The organism is Rhizobium sp. Leaf371 (genome assembly GCF_001424045.1).
GTDB lineage: Bacteria > Pseudomonadota > Alphaproteobacteria > Rhizobiales > Rhizobiaceae > Ferranicluibacter.
Window position 1 is genome coordinate 611,516 of record NZ_LMQB01000023.1, and the last position, 19,242, is coordinate 630,757.

A 19,242-nucleotide genomic window follows, 5' to 3' on the forward strand; every position below is an offset into this window, starting at 1 on the left:
TCATTCAGCGGCATGGGACGCCCTCCGGAAGGCTGTTTCCGCGACCGTGAACGTGGCCCGAGACGCGTTTGCGACGCGATCGATCTCGATGGCGTCGATGGATTCGAGGAGATGCAGGAAGCGCGGCCAGCGGTCGCTCTTTTCCGCCTGGGCCGCGAGATGGCGCGCGCCGAAATCGGCCCGCAGGCCGAGCGCCTGGGCGCGGCGATAGAGCAGCCGGGCACCGAGCGCCGAGCCTTCGAGAACATAGAGCATGCCGAGCATATCTTCCCGCGCGGCACCGATCGGCGGCACGGGAACCGCCTCGTCGGCGGCAATGTCGAGATCGGCGAGATCGGCGCGAATGAGCGCCCCGAAGGCCTGTTTCGACCAGAGATCGAGATCCTCCGGCCAGGTCCGGTCCGCCAGCATCGTTTCCACGGGAAGGCGGAAAGCGCTCATGCCGCGCAGATAGGTCTTGTAGGACGACAGGCTGTCGAAAGCACCGATCATGTCGTCGAGCGCTGCATGGGCGTCGGCAGTACTTTCGCGGAGAAAGGCTCGGCGCGACCGATCAGGCATAAAGGTGTTCCGGAGATTCAACAAAAAGAGGTCAGACAGGAAGTAAGTATCGGCTCGCGATTTGGTTCCATCGCTTACCCAGTATTTTTTCAAGAGCCGGCCTCATGGCGCCGAGAGGGCGACGGCCGGCTGGAGGCGCGACGCGTTATGCGCCGGGAGATAGCCAAAAACAAGACCGGTGACGAAGGCGCTGGCGAAGGCGAGCAGCACCGGCCCGGCGGAGAAGGTGACGGGCACGCCGAAGGCTTGGGCGACCGCCCCGATCGACAGGCCGAGACCGACGCCGATGATGCCGCCAAGGGCGGACACCACGAGCGCCTCGACGATGAACTGCGTGAGGATGTCGCGACCGCGGGCGCCGGTCGCCATGCGGATGCCGATCTCGCGCGTCCGCTCGGTGACGCTGACCAGCATGATGTTCATGACCCCGATGCCGCCCACCAGAAGCGAGATCGCGGCAATCGAACCGAGAAACACTTTCAGGATGTTGGACGTCTCGGTGAAGGCCTCGCGGATGGCGGCGAGATTGGCGATCTGGGTGTCCTGTCGCTGGTGACGCTCGTCGAGCAGCGCCTGGATCTGGTCCTGCGTGATGTTGATGGCGCTGTCGTCCTTCACCTGAACCGTGATGGAGCGGACATTGCGGGCGCCGAAGAGACGCAGATTGCCGGTCGAGAGCGGCACGAGAACCGTATCGTCCTGATCGTTGCCGCCGGCGGTCGCGCCCTTGGGTTCCATGACGCCGATGACCTGGAAGGGAATGTTCTTGATGAGGATGTACTGACCGAGCGGATCGGCGCCGTCCGGAAACAGCGTCTCGGCGACCGTCTTGCCGAGCACGGCGACGGTCGCGTAGCTCTTCATGTCCGCCGGCGCGATGAAGGCACCTTCGGCGAGACCCCAGGTCTTTGCCTCGGGAAACTGCGGTACCGTGCCGTTGACCGTCGTCTGCGTGTCGAGATTGCCGGCGCGCACGGTGAGCGAACTCGACATTTCCGGCACGGCGAAGGAGATGTTGGGCAGTTCGAGGATCGCATCCGCATCGGCCGGCACGAGCGAGACGATGCTGCCGCCCTCGCCGCCGCGGAAATTCGCCATGCTCGGCCGGACGACCAGAAGATCGGACCCCATGGCGGCGATGCGGCTCAGCACCTGGTTCTGCGCGCCGGTGCCGATCGCTAGCATGGCGACGACGGAACTGACCCCGATGACGATGCCGAGCAGCGTCAGCACCGTGCGGAAGAAATTGGCCCGGAGCGCCCGGAACGACATGCGCACGGCTTCCGCCACGTCCGAGAACAAGGCGGCATTGCCGGCCTCGGTTCCGAAGACGCGCGGGGCGGGGCGAACCGGCCGCGTGATGCGGCGCGGCAGGCGGTCGGCGACGATCAGGCCGTCGCGGATCTCGATGACGCGATCGGCCGATTCGGCGAGATCCGGGGCATGGGTGATGATGATGACGGTGTGGCCGTCCTCGTTCATGCGCCGCAGCGTCGCCATGACGTCCTTGCCGCTCTGGCTGTCGAGCGCGCCGGTCGGCTCGTCCGCCAGAATGATCTGGCCGCCGTTCATGAGGGCGCGGGCGATGGAGACGCGCTGCTGCTGGCCGCCAGAAAGCTGGCTCGGCAGGTGGTCCATGCGATCGCCGAGCCGCAGCGCCTCCAGAAGCTCCCGCGAGCGGGCCTCGCGCCGTTTCGCCGACACGCCGGCATAGATGGCGGGGATCTCGACATTCTCGCGGGCGGTGGAGGTCGCCACGAGATTGTAGCTCTGGAACACGAAGCCGAACATCTGCCGGCGGCGCTCGGCCAGCTGGTCGGCATCAAACCCTGCGACATCCTCGCCGTCCAGATGGTAGGCGCCGCCGGTCGGCTGGTCGAGACAGCCGAGAATGTTCATCAGGGTCGACTTGCCGGAGCCGGACTGGCCGACGATGGCGACGAATTCGCCGGGCTCGATGTCGAGCGAGACGCCGCGCAGGGCATCCACCGGCACATCGCCGGTCATGAAGGTCTTGCGGATGTTCTTGAGCGAGATCAGGGGCGTCATGCGCGTGCGCCCCTAGAACATCGGCGGCGGTCCGCCGCGTGTCCGGGTTGCGGCGCGCTGGGCATTGGAGGCACGGCCTTCCGTACCATTGCCGACCACGACCTTGTCGCCTTCCGACAGACCGCTCAGGATCTCGACCCGGACGCGATTGCGGATGCCGGGCTCGACCGTGCGCACCTCCTGCCGGCCATCTGCGGCAACGACCGCGACCTCGGCCCGCTTGCCGCGCTCGCGCATGCGGAGTGCGGCGACCGGAACGGTGAGAACGCCGGTGGCCTGCGACTGCACGAAGAAGACCTGCGCCGTCATGTTCATCATCAGGCGGCGATCGGGATTGGGCACGTCGAACAGGGCGTAATAGAGGACGACGTTGTTTTCGGTCGAGGGCGTCGGCTTGATCTGCCGGAGCGTGCCCGTATAGCGCTTGCCCGGCTGGCCGAGCAGCGTGAAATAGGCCTCCATGCCGATCGACAGCTTGCCGATATCGGCCTCCGACACCTCGGCCTCGACGGTCATCGTGTCGAGATCCGCCACCGTGACGATGGTGGGGGCCGACTGGTTGGCGTTCAGCGTCTGGCCTTCCTTGGCGACGACATCGACGATGGTGCCGGCGAGCGGCGCGAAAATCTTGGTGTAGCCGAGGCTGATGCGGGCATCCTTCAGGGTCGCCTGCTGCTTGCGGATCTGCGCGTCGAGGGCGGCGACATTGGCCTCGGCGGTGGCAAGCGCCGCCACCGCCTCGTCGAGCGCGGACTGGGCCGCACTGTTGCCGGCAACCAGGCTGCGCTGGCGGGTGAGATTGGCGGCGGCGAGCACCACCTGCGCCTTCTTGTCGATCATCTGGGCATCGAGATTGGCAAGCTCGGCCTCGGCGATCTCGATCTGGGTCTGGATGGAGGCGCTGTCGATCTCGGCGATCAGCTGGCCCTGCGTGACCATGTCGCCGACATCGACCTTGAGGCTCTTCAACTGGCCCGACACCTGCGCGCCGACATCCACATCGCGGATGGGGCTGAGGAGGCCGGAGGCCGTGACGCTGTTTTCGATATCGCCGCGGATGACCTCTTCGGTGACCACGGCCTGCGTGACGCCCTCCGCTTGGTAGGTCTTCCAGCCATACCAGCCGCCGACGCCGAGGATCGCGAGAAGGCCGAGGAGCAGGATCGTCCGGCCCTTGCGACGACGCGGCCTTGCCTTTTGCAGCGGCGCCGCCCGAGGCGGCTGCGCATCCGGGTGGGGTTCGTCAGGCCGGGACTTGTCAGGCTGGGACTCGTCAGGTTGGGGATAACGCTGGGGCTCTACGATCTTGGGATAGGCTTCCGCCATTCAGGCCGGTCCTTTGAAAGGGTTCTTCCCCTTCAATTAGGCCCTGACTGCGGTGAATTGAAGTCGCGCCGGATTACATCTCTGTCATGTTGACGTCGAACAGGCCCGGTGCAGACCCACTATCGAGCCTTAGCAATAGCCGCCTTCGTTCCAGACAAGCGCGGTCAAATTGCCTCTCGGATCGACGCAATAGTTCGCGGAAAGCTCGTTCATGCAACCTTCCTGTCTGCGAAGGACAGCCAAGCGCTGTTCGCAAAGCGGCTCTGCGGAAACGGAGCGGTCTTTTTGCGGCGCGAGGGAAAGGCCCGACCCGGCTTTCGCAACGAACCACGCTTCAAAACGTGCCGCCTCCGATCCGATGGGGAAAGACTGCGCGGCCTCGCGCTTCAGCCGTGCGCTCTCGGCCTCGAAACGGAAAGGCGGGACGACGGTGCACGCCGCAACGACCAGAAGACCACCCGTCATCGTCGCTGTGCGCCAGATCGTCATGTCACGTCACGGCAATCGCAATCACGACGAGAGCGACCGCAATCACCCAGAGGGCGACGCGGCCGGAGCGGGTGTGGCGGGCTTCGGCGCGGCCGATGGCTTCCGCCGTTGCCACGTCGAACTTCAGCCCGTGCTCGGCCATCTCGGTCAGGTCGCGCGAGAAGCGTTCGGTCTTGGCGACGATCTCGGGGGCGGCTTCCGCCAGCCGCAGGGCGGCGTGCAGGCCGTCTTTCAGGTCGGTCACCACGCGTTTCGGCCCGAGATTGTCGCGAATCCAGGCGCCGACCACGGGCTCGGACGCCTTCCACATGTTGAAGCGCGGATTGAGCGAGCGCGACACGCCCTCGACCACGACCATCGTCTTCTGCAGCATCACCAGTTCGGGGCGCGTTTCCATGTCGAACAGCTCGGTCACCTCGAACAGGAGGGTGAGCAGCTTTGCCATCGAGATGGTCTCGGCCGGCTGGCCGTGGATCGGCTCGCCGATGGCGCGGATGGCCTGGGCGAAGCTTGCGACGTCGTGATGGGAGGGAACGTAGCCGGCTTCGAAATGCACGTCGGCCACGCGGCGATAGTCGCGGGTGATGAAGCCGAAGAGGATTTCGGCAAGGAACCGGCGCTCCTTCTTGCCGAGCCGCCCGACGATGCCGAAATCGACGGCGACGATCATGCCCTTGTCGTCGACCAGCAAATTTCCCTGGTGCATGTCGGCATGGAAGAAGCCGTCGCGCAGCGTGTGGCGCAGGAAGGACTGGATCAGCGTTTCCGCCAGCTGGTTGAGATCGTGGCCGGCGGCGCGCAACGCCTCGACATCGGCCATGCGGGTGCCGTCGATCCATTCCATGGTGACGACATCGCGGCCGGTGCGCTCCCAATCGACGCGGGGCACGCGGAACCCTTCGTCATGGACGGTATTCTCGGCGATCTCGGAGAGGGCCGCGGCTTCGAGCCGCAGGTCCATCTCGACCTTGGTCGTCTGCTCCAGCGTCTTCGTCACCTCCACCGGGCGCAGGCGCCGGGTGTGGGGCAGGAAGCGCTCCTGCAGGCGGGCGACGAGATACATGGCCTCGAGATCATGGGCGAAGCGCTGGCGGATGCCGGGCCGGATCACCTTGATCGCGACCTTCTCCTCCCGCCCGTCGCGCATCACCCAGCCGGGATGGACCTGGGCGATGGAGGCGGCAGCGATGGGGTCCTCGATGCGGCTGTAGAGATCCGCGACCGGCCGGCCGAGCGAGCCCTCGACGGCGGCATAGGCCTCGGTGACCGGGAAGGTCGACATGCGATCCTGCAAAAAGGCGAGATCGGCGGCGAATTCCGCGCCCACCACATCCGGGCGGGTGGCGAGGAACTGGCCGATCTTCACATAGGACGGCCCGAGCCGGCCGATCGCCCGCGCCAGCCGGTCGCTGCGCTCCTCGAACTGGGCGCGACGCCGCTCGATGAGGCCCGCGAGTTTCTGGGCGAAGCGGGCAAAGGGCGGCAGGTTTTCCGGCGGTATGGCCGTGACGACCCCCTCGCGGACGAGGACCCAGCCGATCCTGACGATACGGAGATAGGTGGCGGGCGTGCTCATCGGTGCCGGGCGCTCCCCTGGAGACGCGGCGGGAACAGGAGGCTGATCATGCGCTTCAGATCTTCCATCCGGAATGCAGCGCCGCGATGCCGCCGGTATAATTGGTATAGGTGACGCGCGAGAAGCCGGCCGTCTCGATCATGCGGGCAAAATTCTTCTGGTCGGGAAACTTCCGGATGGATTCGACCAGATACTGGTAGGGCTCGGCCTCGCCGGTGATCATCTTGCCGAAGCGCGGAATGGCGTTGAACGACCAGGCATCATAGACCTTGTCGAGAAGCGGCATCTCGACATCGGAGAATTCGAGCACGAGCAGCCGGCCGCCGCGCTTCAGCACGCGATAGGCCTCCGACAGGGCGACATCGATGCGCGGCACGTTGCGGATGCCGAACGCGATCGTATAGGCATCGAAGCGACCGTCCTCGAAAGGCAGGCTTTCCGCATTGGCCTCGACGAATTCGAGATTGGCGGTCAGGCCCTTCTTGCGGGCGCGCTCGGCCCCGACGCCGAGCATCGAACCGTTGATGTCGAGGACCGTCGCCTGCGCCTGCCGGCCGGAGGCCTCGACGATGCGAAAGGCGATGTCGCCCGTGCCGCCGGCCACGTCCAGCACCCTGTAGTCGGCGCTGCGGCGCGGATGGAGGGCGGCCACCATCGCATCCTTCCAGGCCCGGTGCAGGCCCATCGACATCACGTCGTTCATGATGTCGTAGCGCTTGGCGACCTTGTGGAAGACGTCGTTGACGAGGCCCTGCTTCTCGCCTTCGTCGACGCGGCGGAAGCCATAGGACGTTTCCATGCCGCCTTCGGCGGAAATCCGTTCGTCCGTCATACCCATCCCCTATTCCTGTCAAACCGCGTGTTCTCAGCCGGAATTGGAAACAGTCCCTCTCCGTGCAACGGCACATAGGACGTTTGCGTCCATCCTGCCAGAGCAGAGATCCGGCCCTGTCGAACTTGCCGGACCATAGCGATTTCGCTCCGGCAACGCTATCTCTTGGGATGGGACACCGCCCCGGACCGGCTCGTCTGCCGGAAAGGTGATGCAAAAAGGACTGACGATGCCCGAACTGCCCGAGGTCGAAACGGTCCGCCGGGGCCTTGCGCCCGTGATGGAGGGTGCGCTGATCACCCGTGCCGAGGTGCGACGCCCGGATCTGCGCTTTCCGTTTCCGCCCGATTTCGCGCAGCGTCTGGAAAACCGGCGGATTCTGGCTCTGTCGCGCCGGGCGAAATATCTGCTGATCGAACTCGACAATGACGACGTCGTCATCGCCCATCTCGGCATGTCCGGCTCTTTCCGGGTGATCGAAGCGGCGTCTGCGGAGGCCGACATGCCGGGCGACTTTCATTATGCGCGGGGCAAGGACGCGCGGCACGACCATGTCGCTCTTCATCTTCTGTCGGATCGCGGGCCCGTCCAGGTGGTCTACAACGATCCGCGCCGGTTCGGCTTCATGGACATCGGGCCGCGCGAGACGCTGGCGACACACGCCTTCTTCCGCCAGCTCGGCGAGGAGCCGACCGGCAACCGGCTCGATGCCGCCTATCTCGCCAGCCGCTTTGCCGGCAAGGCACAGCCGCTGAAATCGACGCTGCTCGACCAGAGGATGATTGCCGGGCTCGGCAATATCTATGTGTGCGAGGCGCTGTGGCGGGCGCGACTGTCGCCGCTGAGAGCGTCGGGAACGCTGGTGGACACGAAAGGGCGGCCGCGCGCATCGCTCGTCGTGCTGACGGAGGCCATCCGCGCCGTCATCGCCGATGCCATCGCCGCCGGCGGCTCGTCCTTGCGCGATCACATCCAGACGGACGGATCGCTCGGCTATTTCCAGCACACCTTTGCCGTCTACGACCGGGAAGGCAAGCCCTGCGCGCGGCCGGGCTGCGGCGGCACCATCGCCCGGATCACGCAGGCGGGGCGCTCGACATTCCACTGCGCTTCGTGTCAGGTCTAGCGCCCGCCTGGCGGCAGCCCCTTCGCATCCGCTGCCGCGGCCGACTGAAATAGCGCGTTGACGAAATCGGCGTTTGCGTCTATACGGCGCCCACAGTTTGGGAAGCCACGTTGCAGGTTTCTCGCTATTGCCTCCGAAGAGCTTGGATGACAGGTCGCAGTGACCCGACACGGCGAGGCGGAGGTGCTTGTCAGAATCTGAAGAGAGAAACCCATGGCCAATACAACTTCGGCGAAAAAAGCGACCCGCAAGATCGCCCGTCGCACCGAGATCAACAAGTCGCGCCGCTCGCGCGTTCGCAACTTCCTCCGCAAGGTCGAAGAAGCCATCGCATCCGGCGACCAGGCTGTTGCACAGGAAGCCCTGCGCGTCGCACAGCCCGAGCTGATGCGTGCTGCCAGCAAGGGCGTCGTGCATGCCAACACGGCATCGCGCAAGGTCTCGCGCCTGGCCAGCCGCGTCAACGCATTGTCGGCCTAAGCCTTATCCTATCTGCCTCATGCGAGAGTGGCCCGGTCATCGACCGGGCCCTTTCGATTCGTACGCCGGCTTTTGCCCGCGATCGCTGCCCGTGACGAGATCATGTCAGGCATGTGACCAAATAATCTCCATATTAACAACGGCTTGCTGAAGTTTGTGACACGTTCGCCTCATATAAGCCGGCGCCTTCGGAGTGAATCCGAGTCAAGCGATTTTTTATTTTTCTTGCATTTCGGGGTAGCTCCGAAAGGCCCAAAAACAAAGCCTTTGATTCGACTGCGATTCTCAAATGGCGGGCTCGGGCGATTGCAAAACGCCGGTTGAGAGTCAACGGCCAAGGCCCCGCCGGCCGTAAATATGGCGATTGATCTTGGATCATGATCCTGCCTAAATGATTTCAGCAAGAGATGTGGGACAGCGGATTTTCGTTGTCGGCAACGAGCCCTGACAAGGGCTTTGCAGCCTCCACGCTTCTTGTACTGAGGTGGACATCACAATTTTCCATCAGCTTAAGAGAAGTCCCACCCTGAACGGCTTGCCGCTCGGAGACGGGAAATTGCATCTTAAGGTTGAAGGCGTAACGAGCGTCGCCGGCAATGACAGGCCGTCGATCGAGAGTGAAATCAGTGCTGCGAAAGCAGTGGTGGGAGATCACGCCCGGCGGATGCGCCGGAGGACGGGCCTGCTGCAGACTGCCCCGGACCATGCGGTTCGCGACAATTTGCGGCAGTCGAGACGAGAGCGATGTTGAGGTGGCGGCAACGACACCCGACGGGCTCAAACGGTCTCCCGGCCAAACGGGGACCCGGATGGCGAGGCCGATTGCGGCCGATGCCGGAGGGGTTTGGCGGGGGGATCGGAAACGAGCGGGGCACGAGGGTCCCGGCCGTTTGAAACAGGTTCATGGTGATGCCGCCTGCAAGCGGCGCACCCGACACGAGACTGCCGGCAATCAAAGCCGGTACGGGACAGACATTGGAAGGCGGCACATGCTTGGAAATTCGGTGACCTCGGGGCGCACATTCGCTGCTGGCGAACATGCTCGGCCGATCAAGAGCGGGCAGAACGAACAGACGACGACAGGAGAGCAGGCCATCATGACCCAGAGCGCACTTTTCGATCGGGTCAGCGCTCTCCTCAAGGCTCAGGTCGGTCCTGACGTCTTTGCAAGCTGGTTCGGCCGGCTGAAGCTGCACTCCATGTCGAAGAGCGTCGTGCGCCTTTCCGTGCCCACCACTTTCCTCAAATCCTGGATCAACAACCGCTATCTCGACCAGATCACGACGCTCTTCCAGCAGGAAGATGCCGAGATCCTGAAGGTCGAGATCGTGGTGCGCAGCGCGATGCGCGGCACCCGTGCGCCGAGCGAGGCCGACATGGTCGCCGGCGACGCCGCGCCCTCCGCCCCGAGCACGACATCGGCGCGCAAGACCGGCGTGCAGAGCATCGGCCAGCAGGCCAGCGCCGCCCTGCCGGCGGCCGCCAAGCTTCCCGTCGCCACGCCCCTGTTCGGCTCGCCGCTCGATCCGCGCTACAGCTTTGCAAGCTTCGTCGAGGGCTCGTCCAACCGCGTCGCCCTGGCGGCGGCCAAGACGATCGCGGAAGCGGGTGCGGGCGCCGTGCGGTTCAATCCGCTCTTCATCCATTCCTCCGTCGGCCTCGGCAAGACACACCTCCTGCAGGCGATCGCCATTGCCGCGATCCAGAGCCCGCGCGCCTCGCGCGTCGTCTATCTCACGGCTGAATATTTCATGTGGCGCTTCGCCACCGCCATTCGCGACAATGACGCCCTGTCGCTGAAGGAAACGCTGCGCAATATCGACCTGCTCGTCATCGACGACATGCAGTTCCTGCAGGGCAAGTCGATCCAGCACGAGTTCTGCCATCTGCTCAACATGCTGCTCGACAGCGCCAAGCAGGTGGTCGTGGCCGCCGACCGGGCGCCCTGGGAGCTGGAATCGCTCGATCCGCGCGTCCGCTCGCGCCTGCAGGGCGGCGTCGCCATCGAGATGGACGGCCCCGACTACGAGATGCGGCTGGAGATCCTGAAGCGTCGCCTCGACGTGGCGCGCGAGGAGGATCCCTCGCTCGACATTCCCGCCGATATTCTGAGCCACGTCGCCCGCAGCATCACCGCCAGCGGCCGCGAACTGGAAGGCGCGTTCAACCAGCTCCTGTTCCGCATGTCGTTCGAGCCGCAGCTTTCGATCGAGCGGGTCGATGAACTTCTCGGCCATCTCGTCAATGCCGGCGAGCCGCGCCGCGTGCGGATCGAGGATATCCAGCGCGTCGTCGCCAAGCATTACAACGTGTCGCGCCAGGAGCTCGTCTCCAACCGCCGCACCCGCGTCATCGTCAAGCCGCGCCAGATCGCCATGTATCTGGCCAAGACACTGACGCCCCGCTCCTTCCCGGAAATCGGCCGCCGGTTCGGCGGACGCGATCACACGACCGTGCTGCACGCCGTGCGCAAGATCGAGGACCTGATCTCCGGCGACACGAAACTGTGCCACGAGATCGAGCTTCTGAAGCGCCTGATCAACGAATAGGCCGTTTTTCGAGAGACATCGACGGCGTCGGAGCGATCCGGCGCCTTTTCTCGTTTCCGCTGACGGTTGCTCAGAGACCCCGCGCGATGACCTCGTAGAGGGCGCGGATGCCTTGCGCCTCGCCGCCGATCAGCGCGTGCGGACGCTCGCTCGGATTCCAGCCATAGACGTCGAGATGGACCCAGCCGCGCGTGTCGGCCACGAAGCGCTTGAGGAACAGAGCGGCGGTGATCGCCCCGGCCATGCCGCCCGAGGGCGCATTGGTGAGGTCGGCGATGCGGGCCGTCACATCCTTCTCATATCCCTTGAAGAGCGGCAGCCGCCACAGCGGATCGTGGGTGGCAAGGCTTGCCTGCGACAGATCCGCGGCCAGTGCCTCGTCGTCGGTGAAGAAGGGCGGCAGGTCGGGCCCGAGTGCCACCCGGGCGGCGCCCGTCAGCGTGGCCATGTCGACCAGCAGGTCGGTCTCGCTCTCGCCGGCATAGGCGAGCGCATCGGCCAGGATGAGCCGCCCTTCGGCGTCCGTATTGTCGATCTGGACCGTCAGGCCCTTGCGGGAGCGATAGACGTCGCTCGGGCGGAAGGCATTGCCGGCTATGGCGTTTTCGACCACCGGCACCAGCACCCTCAGCGAGACGTCGAGCCCGGCCTCCATGATCATCAGTGCCAGACCCATGACGTTGGCCGCGCCGCCCATGTCCTTCTTCATCAGCAGCATGGAGGCGGCAGGCTTGATGTCGAGCCCGCCGGTATCGAAGCAGACACCCTTGCCGACGAGGGTGATCTTCTTTGCACCCGTGCCCCAGCGCATGTCCAACAGGCGCGGCGCCTGTTCGGCGGCGCGGCCGACCGCGTGGATCAGGGGAAAATTCTGCGCCAGCAGGTCCTCGCCGAGGATGGTGGTGACCGTCGCGCCATAATGCCTGCCGAGCGCCTGGAACGCCTCTTCCAGCGCGTCCGGCCCGAGATCGTTGGTGGGCGTGTTGATGAGGTCGCGCACAAGCGCGATGCCGGCGAATGTGCGCTCGAGCGCCGGCCGATCGACGCCGTCGGGCAGTTCGAGCAGCGGACGCTCGGCCTTCTTCGGCTTGTAGCGGTCGAAGCTGTAAGCGCCGAGCGCAAAGCCGAGCGCGGCCTGGTCGGCGGGCAGGCTGTCGGAGACGATGCGCCAGTGGCCGGGCGGCAATGCGCGGGCGAGCCTGCCCGTGGCGAAGGGCGCATCGAGCGGCGCGCTGCCGAGCCCGAAGAGGGCGCCGCCGAGCCCGCCCGCATCGCCCGCGCCATTCGGCTTTCCGGGCACCAGAAGCAGCGCGCCGCTTTCGGCGTTGAAGCCCGCCTGCCGCGCCCAGCTGCGCAGGAAGGGATCGAGCGCCTCGCTCGCAAGCGCTTCCGGCGTCAGCGCGTAGACAGGCAGCGCGTTGACAGGCCGCGCGTTGACAGGCAGCGACGTGCCCGGGGCTACAGCCCCCTCCCCGGACGTGAAGGGCGACGGACGTTGGTCGAGGCTGAAGGGGGGCATGAAAAACTCCTGAAAACGAGGCTGCGGCCGCTTGTCGCGACGCCCCTCCTGCGAAGAGGGGTGGCGGACATGGGTGCCGGAGATGGGTTCGGCGACGCAATTAACACTCTGTTAGGGTTAACAGATTATTGATGATGACACGATTGCGCCGTGAAAGTTGATGCGTGCCGGTGCTTCCCCATTTTCTCCGGGAGCTTTGCCATGGCGGCACCATTTGACCACCTTCGTCTCGACCAGCCTCGGCTTCACCCGCCGCGTTCGCGCCGCGCGATGCGCGCATCCGCCCACCTGTCCCTCTCCGCCATCCTGATCGCCGGCCTTCTGGCCGGCTGCGCCGCCCCGCGCAAGGAGCTGACCACCGGCTCGATTTCGACCGGGGCCTCCGCCGGCCTCACGGCTGTCAACAGCGCATCGATGAATGCGGGACAGCTGGATGCCGCCGCTCAGAGCCTCGGCAAGGCCTATCAGAAGAACCCGAAGGACCGGACGATCGGCCTCAACTATGCCAATGTGCTGCGCTCGACCGGGCGCAACGATCAGGCGCTCGCCGTCATGCAGCAGGTGGCGATCCAGTATCCCGCCGACCGCGAGGTGCTCGCCGCCTATGGCAAGTCGCAGGCCGCTGCCGGCCAGCTCGAACCGGCCCTCGCCACCGTCGGCCGCGCGCAGACGCCCGACCGTCCGGACTGGAAGCTGAAATCGGCGGAAGGCGCCATTCTCGACCAGCTCGGCCGGTCGCCGGAAGCCCGCCAGCGCTACCGCGAGGCGCTCGACATCCAGCCGAACGAGCCGTCCGTGCTCTCCAATCTCGGCATGTCCTACCTCCTGTCGAAGGATCTGAAGACGGCGGAGACCTATCTGCGCAAGGCGTCGGAACAGCCGGGTGCCGACAGCGGCGTGCGCCAGAACCTCGCGCTTGCCATCGGCCTGCAGGGCCGCTTCCCGGAAGCCGAGGCCATCGCCCGCCAGGAGCTTTCCCCCCAGCAGGCCGAGGCGAACGTCGCCTATCTCCGCTCGATCCTGTCGCAGCAGAACGCCTGGCAGAAGCTTGCCAAGGACGGCAAGCCCGCAAAGGCGACCGAGACGGGCACGAACTGAGCCTCCCGCCTTCAACGCAAAAAGCGCCCGCATCCTTTTCCGGATCGCGGGCGCTTTTGCGTCTTGTGCCTCACATGCGGTCTGCGACCTGGATGCCGGCCGGGCCGAGGATGACGGCGATGAGCACCGGCAGGAAGAACAGGATCATCGGCACCGTCAGCTTCGGCGGCAAAGCGGAGGCTTTCTTTTCGGCCTGGTTCATGCGCTGGTCGCGGCTCTCCTGGGCGAGCACGCGCAGCGCCTGCGCGATGGGCGTTCCGTATCGGTCCGCCTGGATAAGGGCCTGCGTCACCGCCTTCACGTCCTCGAGACCGGTTCGAAGCCCGAGATTTTCGAGCGCGACGCGGCGATCGGGCAGGAAGGAGAGCTCGGCCGTCGTCAGCACCATTTCCTCCGCCAGCGCCGGCGACTGTCCGGCGATCTCATCGGCCACGCGGCGCATGCCGAGCTCCATGGAGATGCCGGATTCCACGCAGATCAGCAGCAGATCCAGCGCATCCGGCCAGGCGCGGCGAATGGAGGACTGGCGTTTGCTGACCGCATTGCTGATGAAGATGTTGGGCAGGTAGAAGCCGACATAGGCCGCGACGATGACGCCGAGGAGACGCATGGCGGGCGGGCGATCGGCAAAGGCGCCGAGGCCGAAGACATAGACCACGGCGACGGCGAGCAGGATGAAGGGCAGGACGAAGCGGGCGAACAGGAAGATGTTGAGTGCGTTCTGCGACCGGTAGCCGGCCATCTTCAGGCGGTTGACGGTCTTGTCGTCCACCAGCGCCTTGCGCAGGTTCAACCGCTCGACCACCTGCAGCACGGACGTGTTGTTCTTGGCCCGCAGCGAGGCGCGTCCGGTGGTGGTTTCGTTGTTCAGCCGCGCGCGTTCGCGGGCGCGGATCTGCTCGCGCTCGGAGGCGACGGATTTCATGCGCTTCTGCAGATTGTCGCCTTCGAGAAAGGGCGCTGCCAGCGTGTAGATCGTCGCCATGACGGCGATGGAGACGAGGACCGCGACGATGGCCGTCGGCGTGATGAAGCCCAGCATGACGCGAAATCCCTACATATCGAAGTTGATCATCTGCCGCATGACAAGGACGCCCATACTCATCCAGATTCCGGAAAGCCCCATGATCAGATGGCCGCGCGGATCGGTGAACAGCACCATGATGTAGGCGGGCGAACTGAGGTAGACGAGCAGCGTGACGATGAAGGGCAGCGCGCCGATGATGCAGGCAGACGCCTTGGCTTCCATCGACAGCGCCTGGACCTTCGCCTTCATCTTGCGCCGTTCGCGCAGCACCTTGGCCAGGTTGGTCAGGGCCTCCGACAGGTTGCCGCCGGCCTGGGACTGGATGGTGATGACCACCGAGAAGAAGTTGACCTCCTGCAGCGGCACCGTGTTGATCATGCGGGCGCAGGCCTCCGGGACGGTCATGCCGACGCCCTGCGCCTCGATGACGCGGCGGAATTCCGTCTTGACCGGCTCCTGTCCGTCGCTGGAGATCAAGCGGATGGCGTCGCTGAGCGGCAGGCCGGACTTGATGGACCGCACCATGACCTCGAGGGAGTTCGGAAACTCCTCGATGAACTTCTTGCAGCGCCGGTTCACCAGATAGCCGACGACCCAGCGCGGCAGGCCGAGCGAGGCAAAGATGGCGACGCCGGCGGCAATCAGCAGGGACCCGCCGACGACGAGTGCTGTCACGAAGGCGACGAAGCCGAAGATGCCGCTGAAGACGTAGAACCGGGTGATCGAAAGGGAAAGCCCGGCCTGTGTCAGCCGCACCTTGATCGGCGGCTTGGCCCGCTCGGACTTTTCCTTCTGCTTCTTCTGGAGATCCTTCAGCGAATCCTGCACCGACTTGCGGCGCTTGGACAGCTCGTTCATGCGATCGCGGGCGGCCTTGATATTGACCCGGTCCGTCTCCGCCGCCTTGATCTTGCGAAAGCGGACGTCCGCCTTCTTCTCGTCCTGAATGCGCGAGAACAGGAAGCCATAGGCAAGGCCCGCCGCGGACACGGCAACGAGAGCGGCGATGGCGATGATCTGCGGGTCGAGACCGAACATCCCGCTACTCCTTGTTCAGAGTGTCGAGCGTGGCGGCGAGACGCTTGTCCTCGTTGAAATAGCGGGCGCGATCCCAGAAATGCGGCCGGCCGATGCCCGAGCCCTTGTGGCGTCCGACGATCTTGCCGACGGCGTCCTCGCCCTCGATCTCGTAGCGCATCAGGTCCTGGGTGATGATCACGTCGCCTTCCATGCCGACCACCTCGGTGATGTGGGTGATGCGTCGCGACCCGTCGCGCAGTCGGGCCGCCTGGATGATCACGTCGATCGACCCGGCGATGATCTCGCGCACGGTGCGGGCGGGCAGCGTATAGCCGCCCATGGCGATCATCGATTCCATACGGGCAAGGCATTCGCGCGGCGTGTTGGCGTGGATCGTGCCCATGGAGCCGTCATGGCCGGTGTTCATGGCCTGGAGCAGGTCGAACACCTCGGCGCCACGGACTTCGCCGACGATGATGCGTTCGGGCCGCATGCGGAGACAGTTCTTGATGAGGTCGCGCATGGTGATTTCGCCCTCACCCTCGATATTGGGCGGGCGGGTTTCCAGGCGCACCACATGCGGCTGCTGCAGCTGGAGTTCGGCGGTGTCCTCGCAGGTGATGACGCGCTCGTCGGCATCGATATAGCCGGTGAGGCAATTGAGCAGCGTCGTCTTGCCGGAACCCGTGCCGCCGGAGATGACGACATTGCAGCGGACGCGTCCGATGATCTGCAGGAGAACGGCGCCTTCCGGCGTGATCGCGCCGAACCGCACGAGCTGGTCGAGCTTGAGCTTGTCCTTCTTGAACTTGCGGATGGTGAGCGCGGCGCCATCGATGGCCAGTGGCGGGGCGATGACGTTGACACGCGAGCCGTCCGGAAGACGCGCGTCGCAGATCGGCGAGCTTTCATCGACGCGGCGGCCGACCTGGGAGACGATGCGCTGGCAGATCGACAAAAGCTGGGCATTGTCGCGGAAGCGGACGTCGCTCTCGATGGTCTTGCCGTTGACTTCGATGAAGGTCTGCCCGGCACCGTTGACCATGATGTCGGCGATATCGTCGCGGGCGAGCAGCGGCTCGAGCGGCCCGTAGCCGAGCACGTCGTTGCAGATATCCTCGAGCAGCTCCTCCTGCTCGGAGATCGACATCGCGAAGTTCTTGATCGTGATGATATCGTTGACGATATCGCGGATTTCCTCGCGCGCGCTCTCGCCGTCGAGCTTGGCGAGCTGCGACAGATCGATCGTGTCGATCAGCGCCGAGAAGACCTGCGCCTTGGTGTCGTAATAATCGTCGGTGCGCGGCGCGCGCTTGCGGGGAGCGGGTGGCGACGGCTGGCGAACGAGGGCCGCCGCATCGCGGGCGCTCTCCGGCAGAACCGGGGCTGCCGGTCGCTCCAGAACGGCCGTGGCCGCCGACGCCAGGGCGGGCGGCGGGCTCTGTATCCGGCCGGTGCTGTCGTTTCCGCGCTTACCAAACATGGCTGTTCACCTGGTTCCGTCTCATCGTCGCATTCCCTCAGGGTCCTCAGCCGCGCCCGAGAAGGCCGAGCACCATGCCGAGGCCGGCCTTCTTCGGTTTCTTGGCGGTGACCCGGCCCGTCAGCAGATGCGCGAGCTGGGAGAAGATCTCGGCCGTCGGCGCCTTCTTGTCGGTCTCCGCGATCATGCGTCCGCTGTTGGCCGCAGAACCGAACAGCACCGCATCGAAGGGAATGATCGCCGCCGCCTCGACTTCGAGCGATTCGCAGAAATCGCTGACCGGGATTTCCGGCCGCTTGGGCATGCCGACCTGATTGAGCACCAGATGCGGCGCCTTGTCGTTCGGGCGCAGCTTGCGGATGCTGTCGAACAGGTTCTTGGCGTTGCGCAGATTGGCGAGATCGGGAACGGCGGTGATGACGAGCTCGTCCGCCTCGCCGACGACGTTGCGCGTCCAGGCGTTCCAGGTGTGCGGCACGTCGAGGACCGACACCGGCGCGTTGCGCTGCAGGATTTCGGCCAGCGCCTGGAAGGCATTGCCGTCGAAATCATAGGCGCGGTCGAGCATGGACGGGGCCGCGAGCAAAGAGAGATGCTCGGAGCATTTGGTGAGCAGCCGGTCGAGGAAGACCTCGTCGAGGCGTTCCGGCGAGAACACCGCCTCGGCCACGCCCTGCGGCGGGTCCTGGTCGAAATTGATGTTGGCGGTACCATAGGGCAGATCGAGATCGGCAAGGACGGTCTCGGTGGAGAAGAGGTGGGAGATGCCCCAGGCGCAATTGTGCGCGAGCGTCGAGGAGCCGACGCCGCCCTTTGCCCCGATGAAGGCGATGCTGCGGCCCAGAGGCTCGGCCTCGGGATCGACGAAGATCGAGGAGATCGCGCCCATCAGATCCGCCATGGCGACGGGCGCCACGAGATATTCGGAAATGCCGTTGCGGATCAGCTCCCGGTAGAGGCCGATATCGTTGTAGCGGCCGATCAGGATGACTTTGGTGCTGGGATCGCAGACCTGCGCGAGCGGCGCGAGTTCCTGCATCAGGGCGCCCGGTTCGGAGGCCGTTTCGAGGATGATGAGGTTGGGCGTCGGCATGGTCGAGAACATGTTGGCGGCCGCGGCCATATTGCCGCTGTTGATGCGGAAGCCGACCTTTGCCATGCGCCGGTCCTGCCCGCAGCGCTCGAGGCTGCGCTGCACGGCCTCTGTTTCGCAGAAGGCGTGGATGGAGATGCGGGGCAGCGGACGCAGGTGTTCGATATCCTGCGGCAGGACGATGTCGGCCGGGGCCGCCGCGCCGCCGCTCAGGCTCTCGATCTTGTAATCTATGGCGCTCATGTGGTGCCCCGCGACGCGTTCGCTGCGTCAGTTGGTCGTGATGGAAATCGTGGTGTTCGGGGTCGCCGACAGGCCCCGATAGTCGCTGATGACCTGACCGCGCCGGGCCGCATCGATGGGCGATTGCGCCTGGGGGCCGAGAAGATCCATGGGATTGGCAAGTTGGGCGGCAAGGTTCGCCTGGCTGGCGCAGCCGAAATTGCTCCAGTTGCGGTTCTGCGTCGTGTCCTTGACGAGGTCCTCCGGCCAGGCGCCGCAGGGCTCCGTGGAGGCGGTGATCGCCGTGAAGCTGAGGCGCACGGGTGCTGCATCGCCGCTGGCGGCCGCATCGTAACGGGTTTCCAGAAGCCGGTTCGCCGGAACACCCATCTGGACCAGGAGCGCGCGAATGTCGGGGCGCACGGCCTCGACCGCGGCGCCGTTGCGGGAGCCGCTGGGCAGCATGATCTGGACGACGCCATTGGCCGAGCCGCGATAGGTCTGGGCAAAACCCTTGATGACCTGGCGCGTGCCGACCGGCAGCCGGCGGTCGCCGGAGGCGATGGGGATGTCGATCGACCGTTCGCTTTCGCCGACGACGATCGGATGCCGGGTGCGATAGTCATCGGGAATGGCGCCCGTCGACAGGTCGTCGCGCTTCGCACAGGCCGCAAGGCTTGCCGCGATGCCGAGGCTGAGAAGAGCGATACGGGCAATGCGGATGGGGGACGGCATGGCCGAACGCCTTTCGAAACTGGGGAGTGCACTGGATGAAGTCATGTCCGTCCCCGC

At 65.3% G+C, this 19,242-nt stretch carries 17 protein-coding genes; 4 read left to right on the forward strand and 13 right to left on the reverse strand.

Features of this window, described 5'->3' with window-relative positions; translation table 11 throughout:
• The 6 genes from ASG39_RS13640 to ubiE all read right to left on the reverse strand — a co-directional run bounded on the left by ASG39_RS13640 (position 1) and on the right by ubiE (position 6,833).
• On the reverse strand, positions 1-561 hold the full coding sequence (locus ASG39_RS13640; RefSeq protein ID WP_062595480.1) for a biliverdin-producing heme oxygenase: 561 nt from the start codon (positions 559-561) through the stop codon (positions 1-3).
• Between the two features lie 102 nt (positions 562-663).
• On the reverse strand, positions 664-2,610 hold the full coding sequence (locus ASG39_RS13645; RefSeq protein ID WP_062595481.1) for a MacB family efflux pump subunit: 1,947 nt from the start codon (positions 2,608-2,610) through the stop codon (positions 664-666).
• 12 nt (positions 2,611-2,622) lie between these two features.
• Entirely contained in the window at positions 2,623-3,936 is a 1,314-nt protein-coding gene (locus tag ASG39_RS13650; RefSeq protein ID WP_082477230.1) for an efflux RND transporter periplasmic adaptor subunit, read from the reverse strand.
• A 129-nt stretch (positions 3,937-4,065) separates the two neighbouring features.
• Positions 4,066-4,425: a hypothetical protein gene (locus ASG39_RS13655; protein WP_062595482.1), complete on the reverse strand. Its 360-nt coding sequence runs from the start codon at positions 4,423-4,425 to the stop codon at positions 4,066-4,068.
• 1 nt (position 4,426) lies between these two features.
• Positions 4,427-6,001, reverse strand: coding sequence for a 2-polyprenylphenol 6-hydroxylase (ubiB, locus tag ASG39_RS13660; protein WP_062595483.1), 1,575 nt, complete (start codon positions 5,999-6,001; stop codon positions 4,427-4,429).
• A 55-nt stretch (positions 6,002-6,056) separates the two neighbouring features.
• On the reverse strand, positions 6,057-6,833 hold the full coding sequence (gene ubiE, locus ASG39_RS13665; protein WP_062595620.1) for a bifunctional demethylmenaquinone methyltransferase/2-methoxy-6-polyprenyl-1,4-benzoquinol methylase UbiE: 777 nt from the start codon (positions 6,831-6,833) through the stop codon (positions 6,057-6,059).
• A gap of 229 nt (positions 6,834-7,062) precedes the next feature.
• On the opposite strand from ubiE, the gene mutM reads away from it, so the two are divergent.
• Both mutM and rpsT read left to right on the forward strand, forming a co-directional pair.
• The gene (mutM, locus tag ASG39_RS13670; protein WP_062595621.1) at positions 7,063-7,959 is read left to right on the forward strand and encodes a bifunctional DNA-formamidopyrimidine glycosylase/DNA-(apurinic or apyrimidinic site) lyase; all 897 of its coding nucleotides are present in this window, start codon (positions 7,063-7,065) and stop codon (positions 7,957-7,959) included.
• Between the two features lie 213 nt (positions 7,960-8,172).
• Positions 8,173-8,439, forward strand: coding sequence for a 30S ribosomal protein S20 (rpsT, locus tag ASG39_RS13675; protein ID WP_062471541.1), 267 nt, complete (start codon positions 8,173-8,175; stop codon positions 8,437-8,439).
• Positions 8,440-8,836: 397 nt separating this feature from the next.
• Here the strand turns inward: rpsT and ASG39_RS24105 are convergent, their stop codons facing one another.
• Positions 8,837-9,220, reverse strand: a complete 384-nt coding sequence (locus tag ASG39_RS24105; RefSeq protein ID WP_162242434.1) for a hypothetical protein — start codon at positions 9,218-9,220, stop codon at positions 8,837-8,839.
• A gap of 316 nt (positions 9,221-9,536) precedes the next feature.
• Between ASG39_RS24105 and dnaA the strand changes: the two genes are divergently transcribed.
• On the forward strand, positions 9,537-10,988 hold the full coding sequence (dnaA, locus tag ASG39_RS13680) for a chromosomal replication initiator protein DnaA (protein WP_062595622.1): 1,452 nt from the start codon (positions 9,537-9,539) through the stop codon (positions 10,986-10,988).
• A 70-nt stretch (positions 10,989-11,058) separates the two neighbouring features.
• Here dnaA and ASG39_RS13685 read toward each other — a convergent pair whose 3' ends face one another.
• A complete protein-coding gene (locus ASG39_RS13685; RefSeq protein WP_082477231.1) occupies positions 11,059-12,507 on the reverse strand; it encodes a leucyl aminopeptidase family protein in 1,449 nt (482 codons plus the stop codon).
• Between the two features lie 270 nt (positions 12,508-12,777).
• On the opposite strand from ASG39_RS13685, the gene ASG39_RS13690 reads away from it, so the two are divergent.
• Positions 12,778-13,605 (forward strand): tetratricopeptide repeat protein, encoded by an 828-nt coding sequence (locus tag ASG39_RS13690; RefSeq protein ID WP_062595624.1) that lies wholly within the window; start codon positions 12,778-12,780, stop codon positions 13,603-13,605.
• A gap of 70 nt (positions 13,606-13,675) precedes the next feature.
• On the opposite strand, the gene ASG39_RS13695 is transcribed toward ASG39_RS13690, so the two are convergent.
• Genes ASG39_RS13695 through ASG39_RS13715 form a run of 5 tightly spaced genes read right to left on the reverse strand, consistent with a single transcriptional unit; the run spans position 13,676 to position 19,185 of the window.
• Complete coding sequence (locus ASG39_RS13695; protein WP_062595484.1) at positions 13,676-14,647, reverse strand: type II secretion system F family protein; 972 nt, start codon at positions 14,645-14,647, stop codon at positions 13,676-13,678.
• A 12-nt stretch (positions 14,648-14,659) separates the two neighbouring features.
• A complete protein-coding gene (locus tag ASG39_RS13700; RefSeq protein WP_062595485.1) occupies positions 14,660-15,670 on the reverse strand; it encodes a type II secretion system F family protein in 1,011 nt (336 codons plus the stop codon).
• A 4-nt stretch (positions 15,671-15,674) separates the two neighbouring features.
• Positions 15,675-17,135, reverse strand: coding sequence for a CpaF family protein (locus ASG39_RS13705; RefSeq protein ID WP_062595486.1), 1,461 nt, complete (start codon positions 17,133-17,135; stop codon positions 15,675-15,677).
• Positions 17,136-17,181: 46 nt separating this feature from the next.
• The gene (locus tag ASG39_RS13710) at positions 17,182-18,471 is read right to left on the reverse strand and encodes a CpaE family protein (RefSeq protein WP_062595487.1); all 1,290 of its coding nucleotides are present in this window, start codon (positions 18,469-18,471) and stop codon (positions 17,182-17,184) included.
• Positions 18,472-18,498: 27 nt separating this feature from the next.
• Positions 18,499-19,185 carry a CpaD family pilus assembly protein gene (locus ASG39_RS13715; protein ID WP_062595488.1) on the reverse strand — a complete coding sequence of 229 codons (687 nt, stop codon included), beginning with the start codon at positions 19,183-19,185 and terminating at the stop codon, positions 18,499-18,501.
• Positions 19,186-19,242 lie beyond the last annotated feature (57 nt).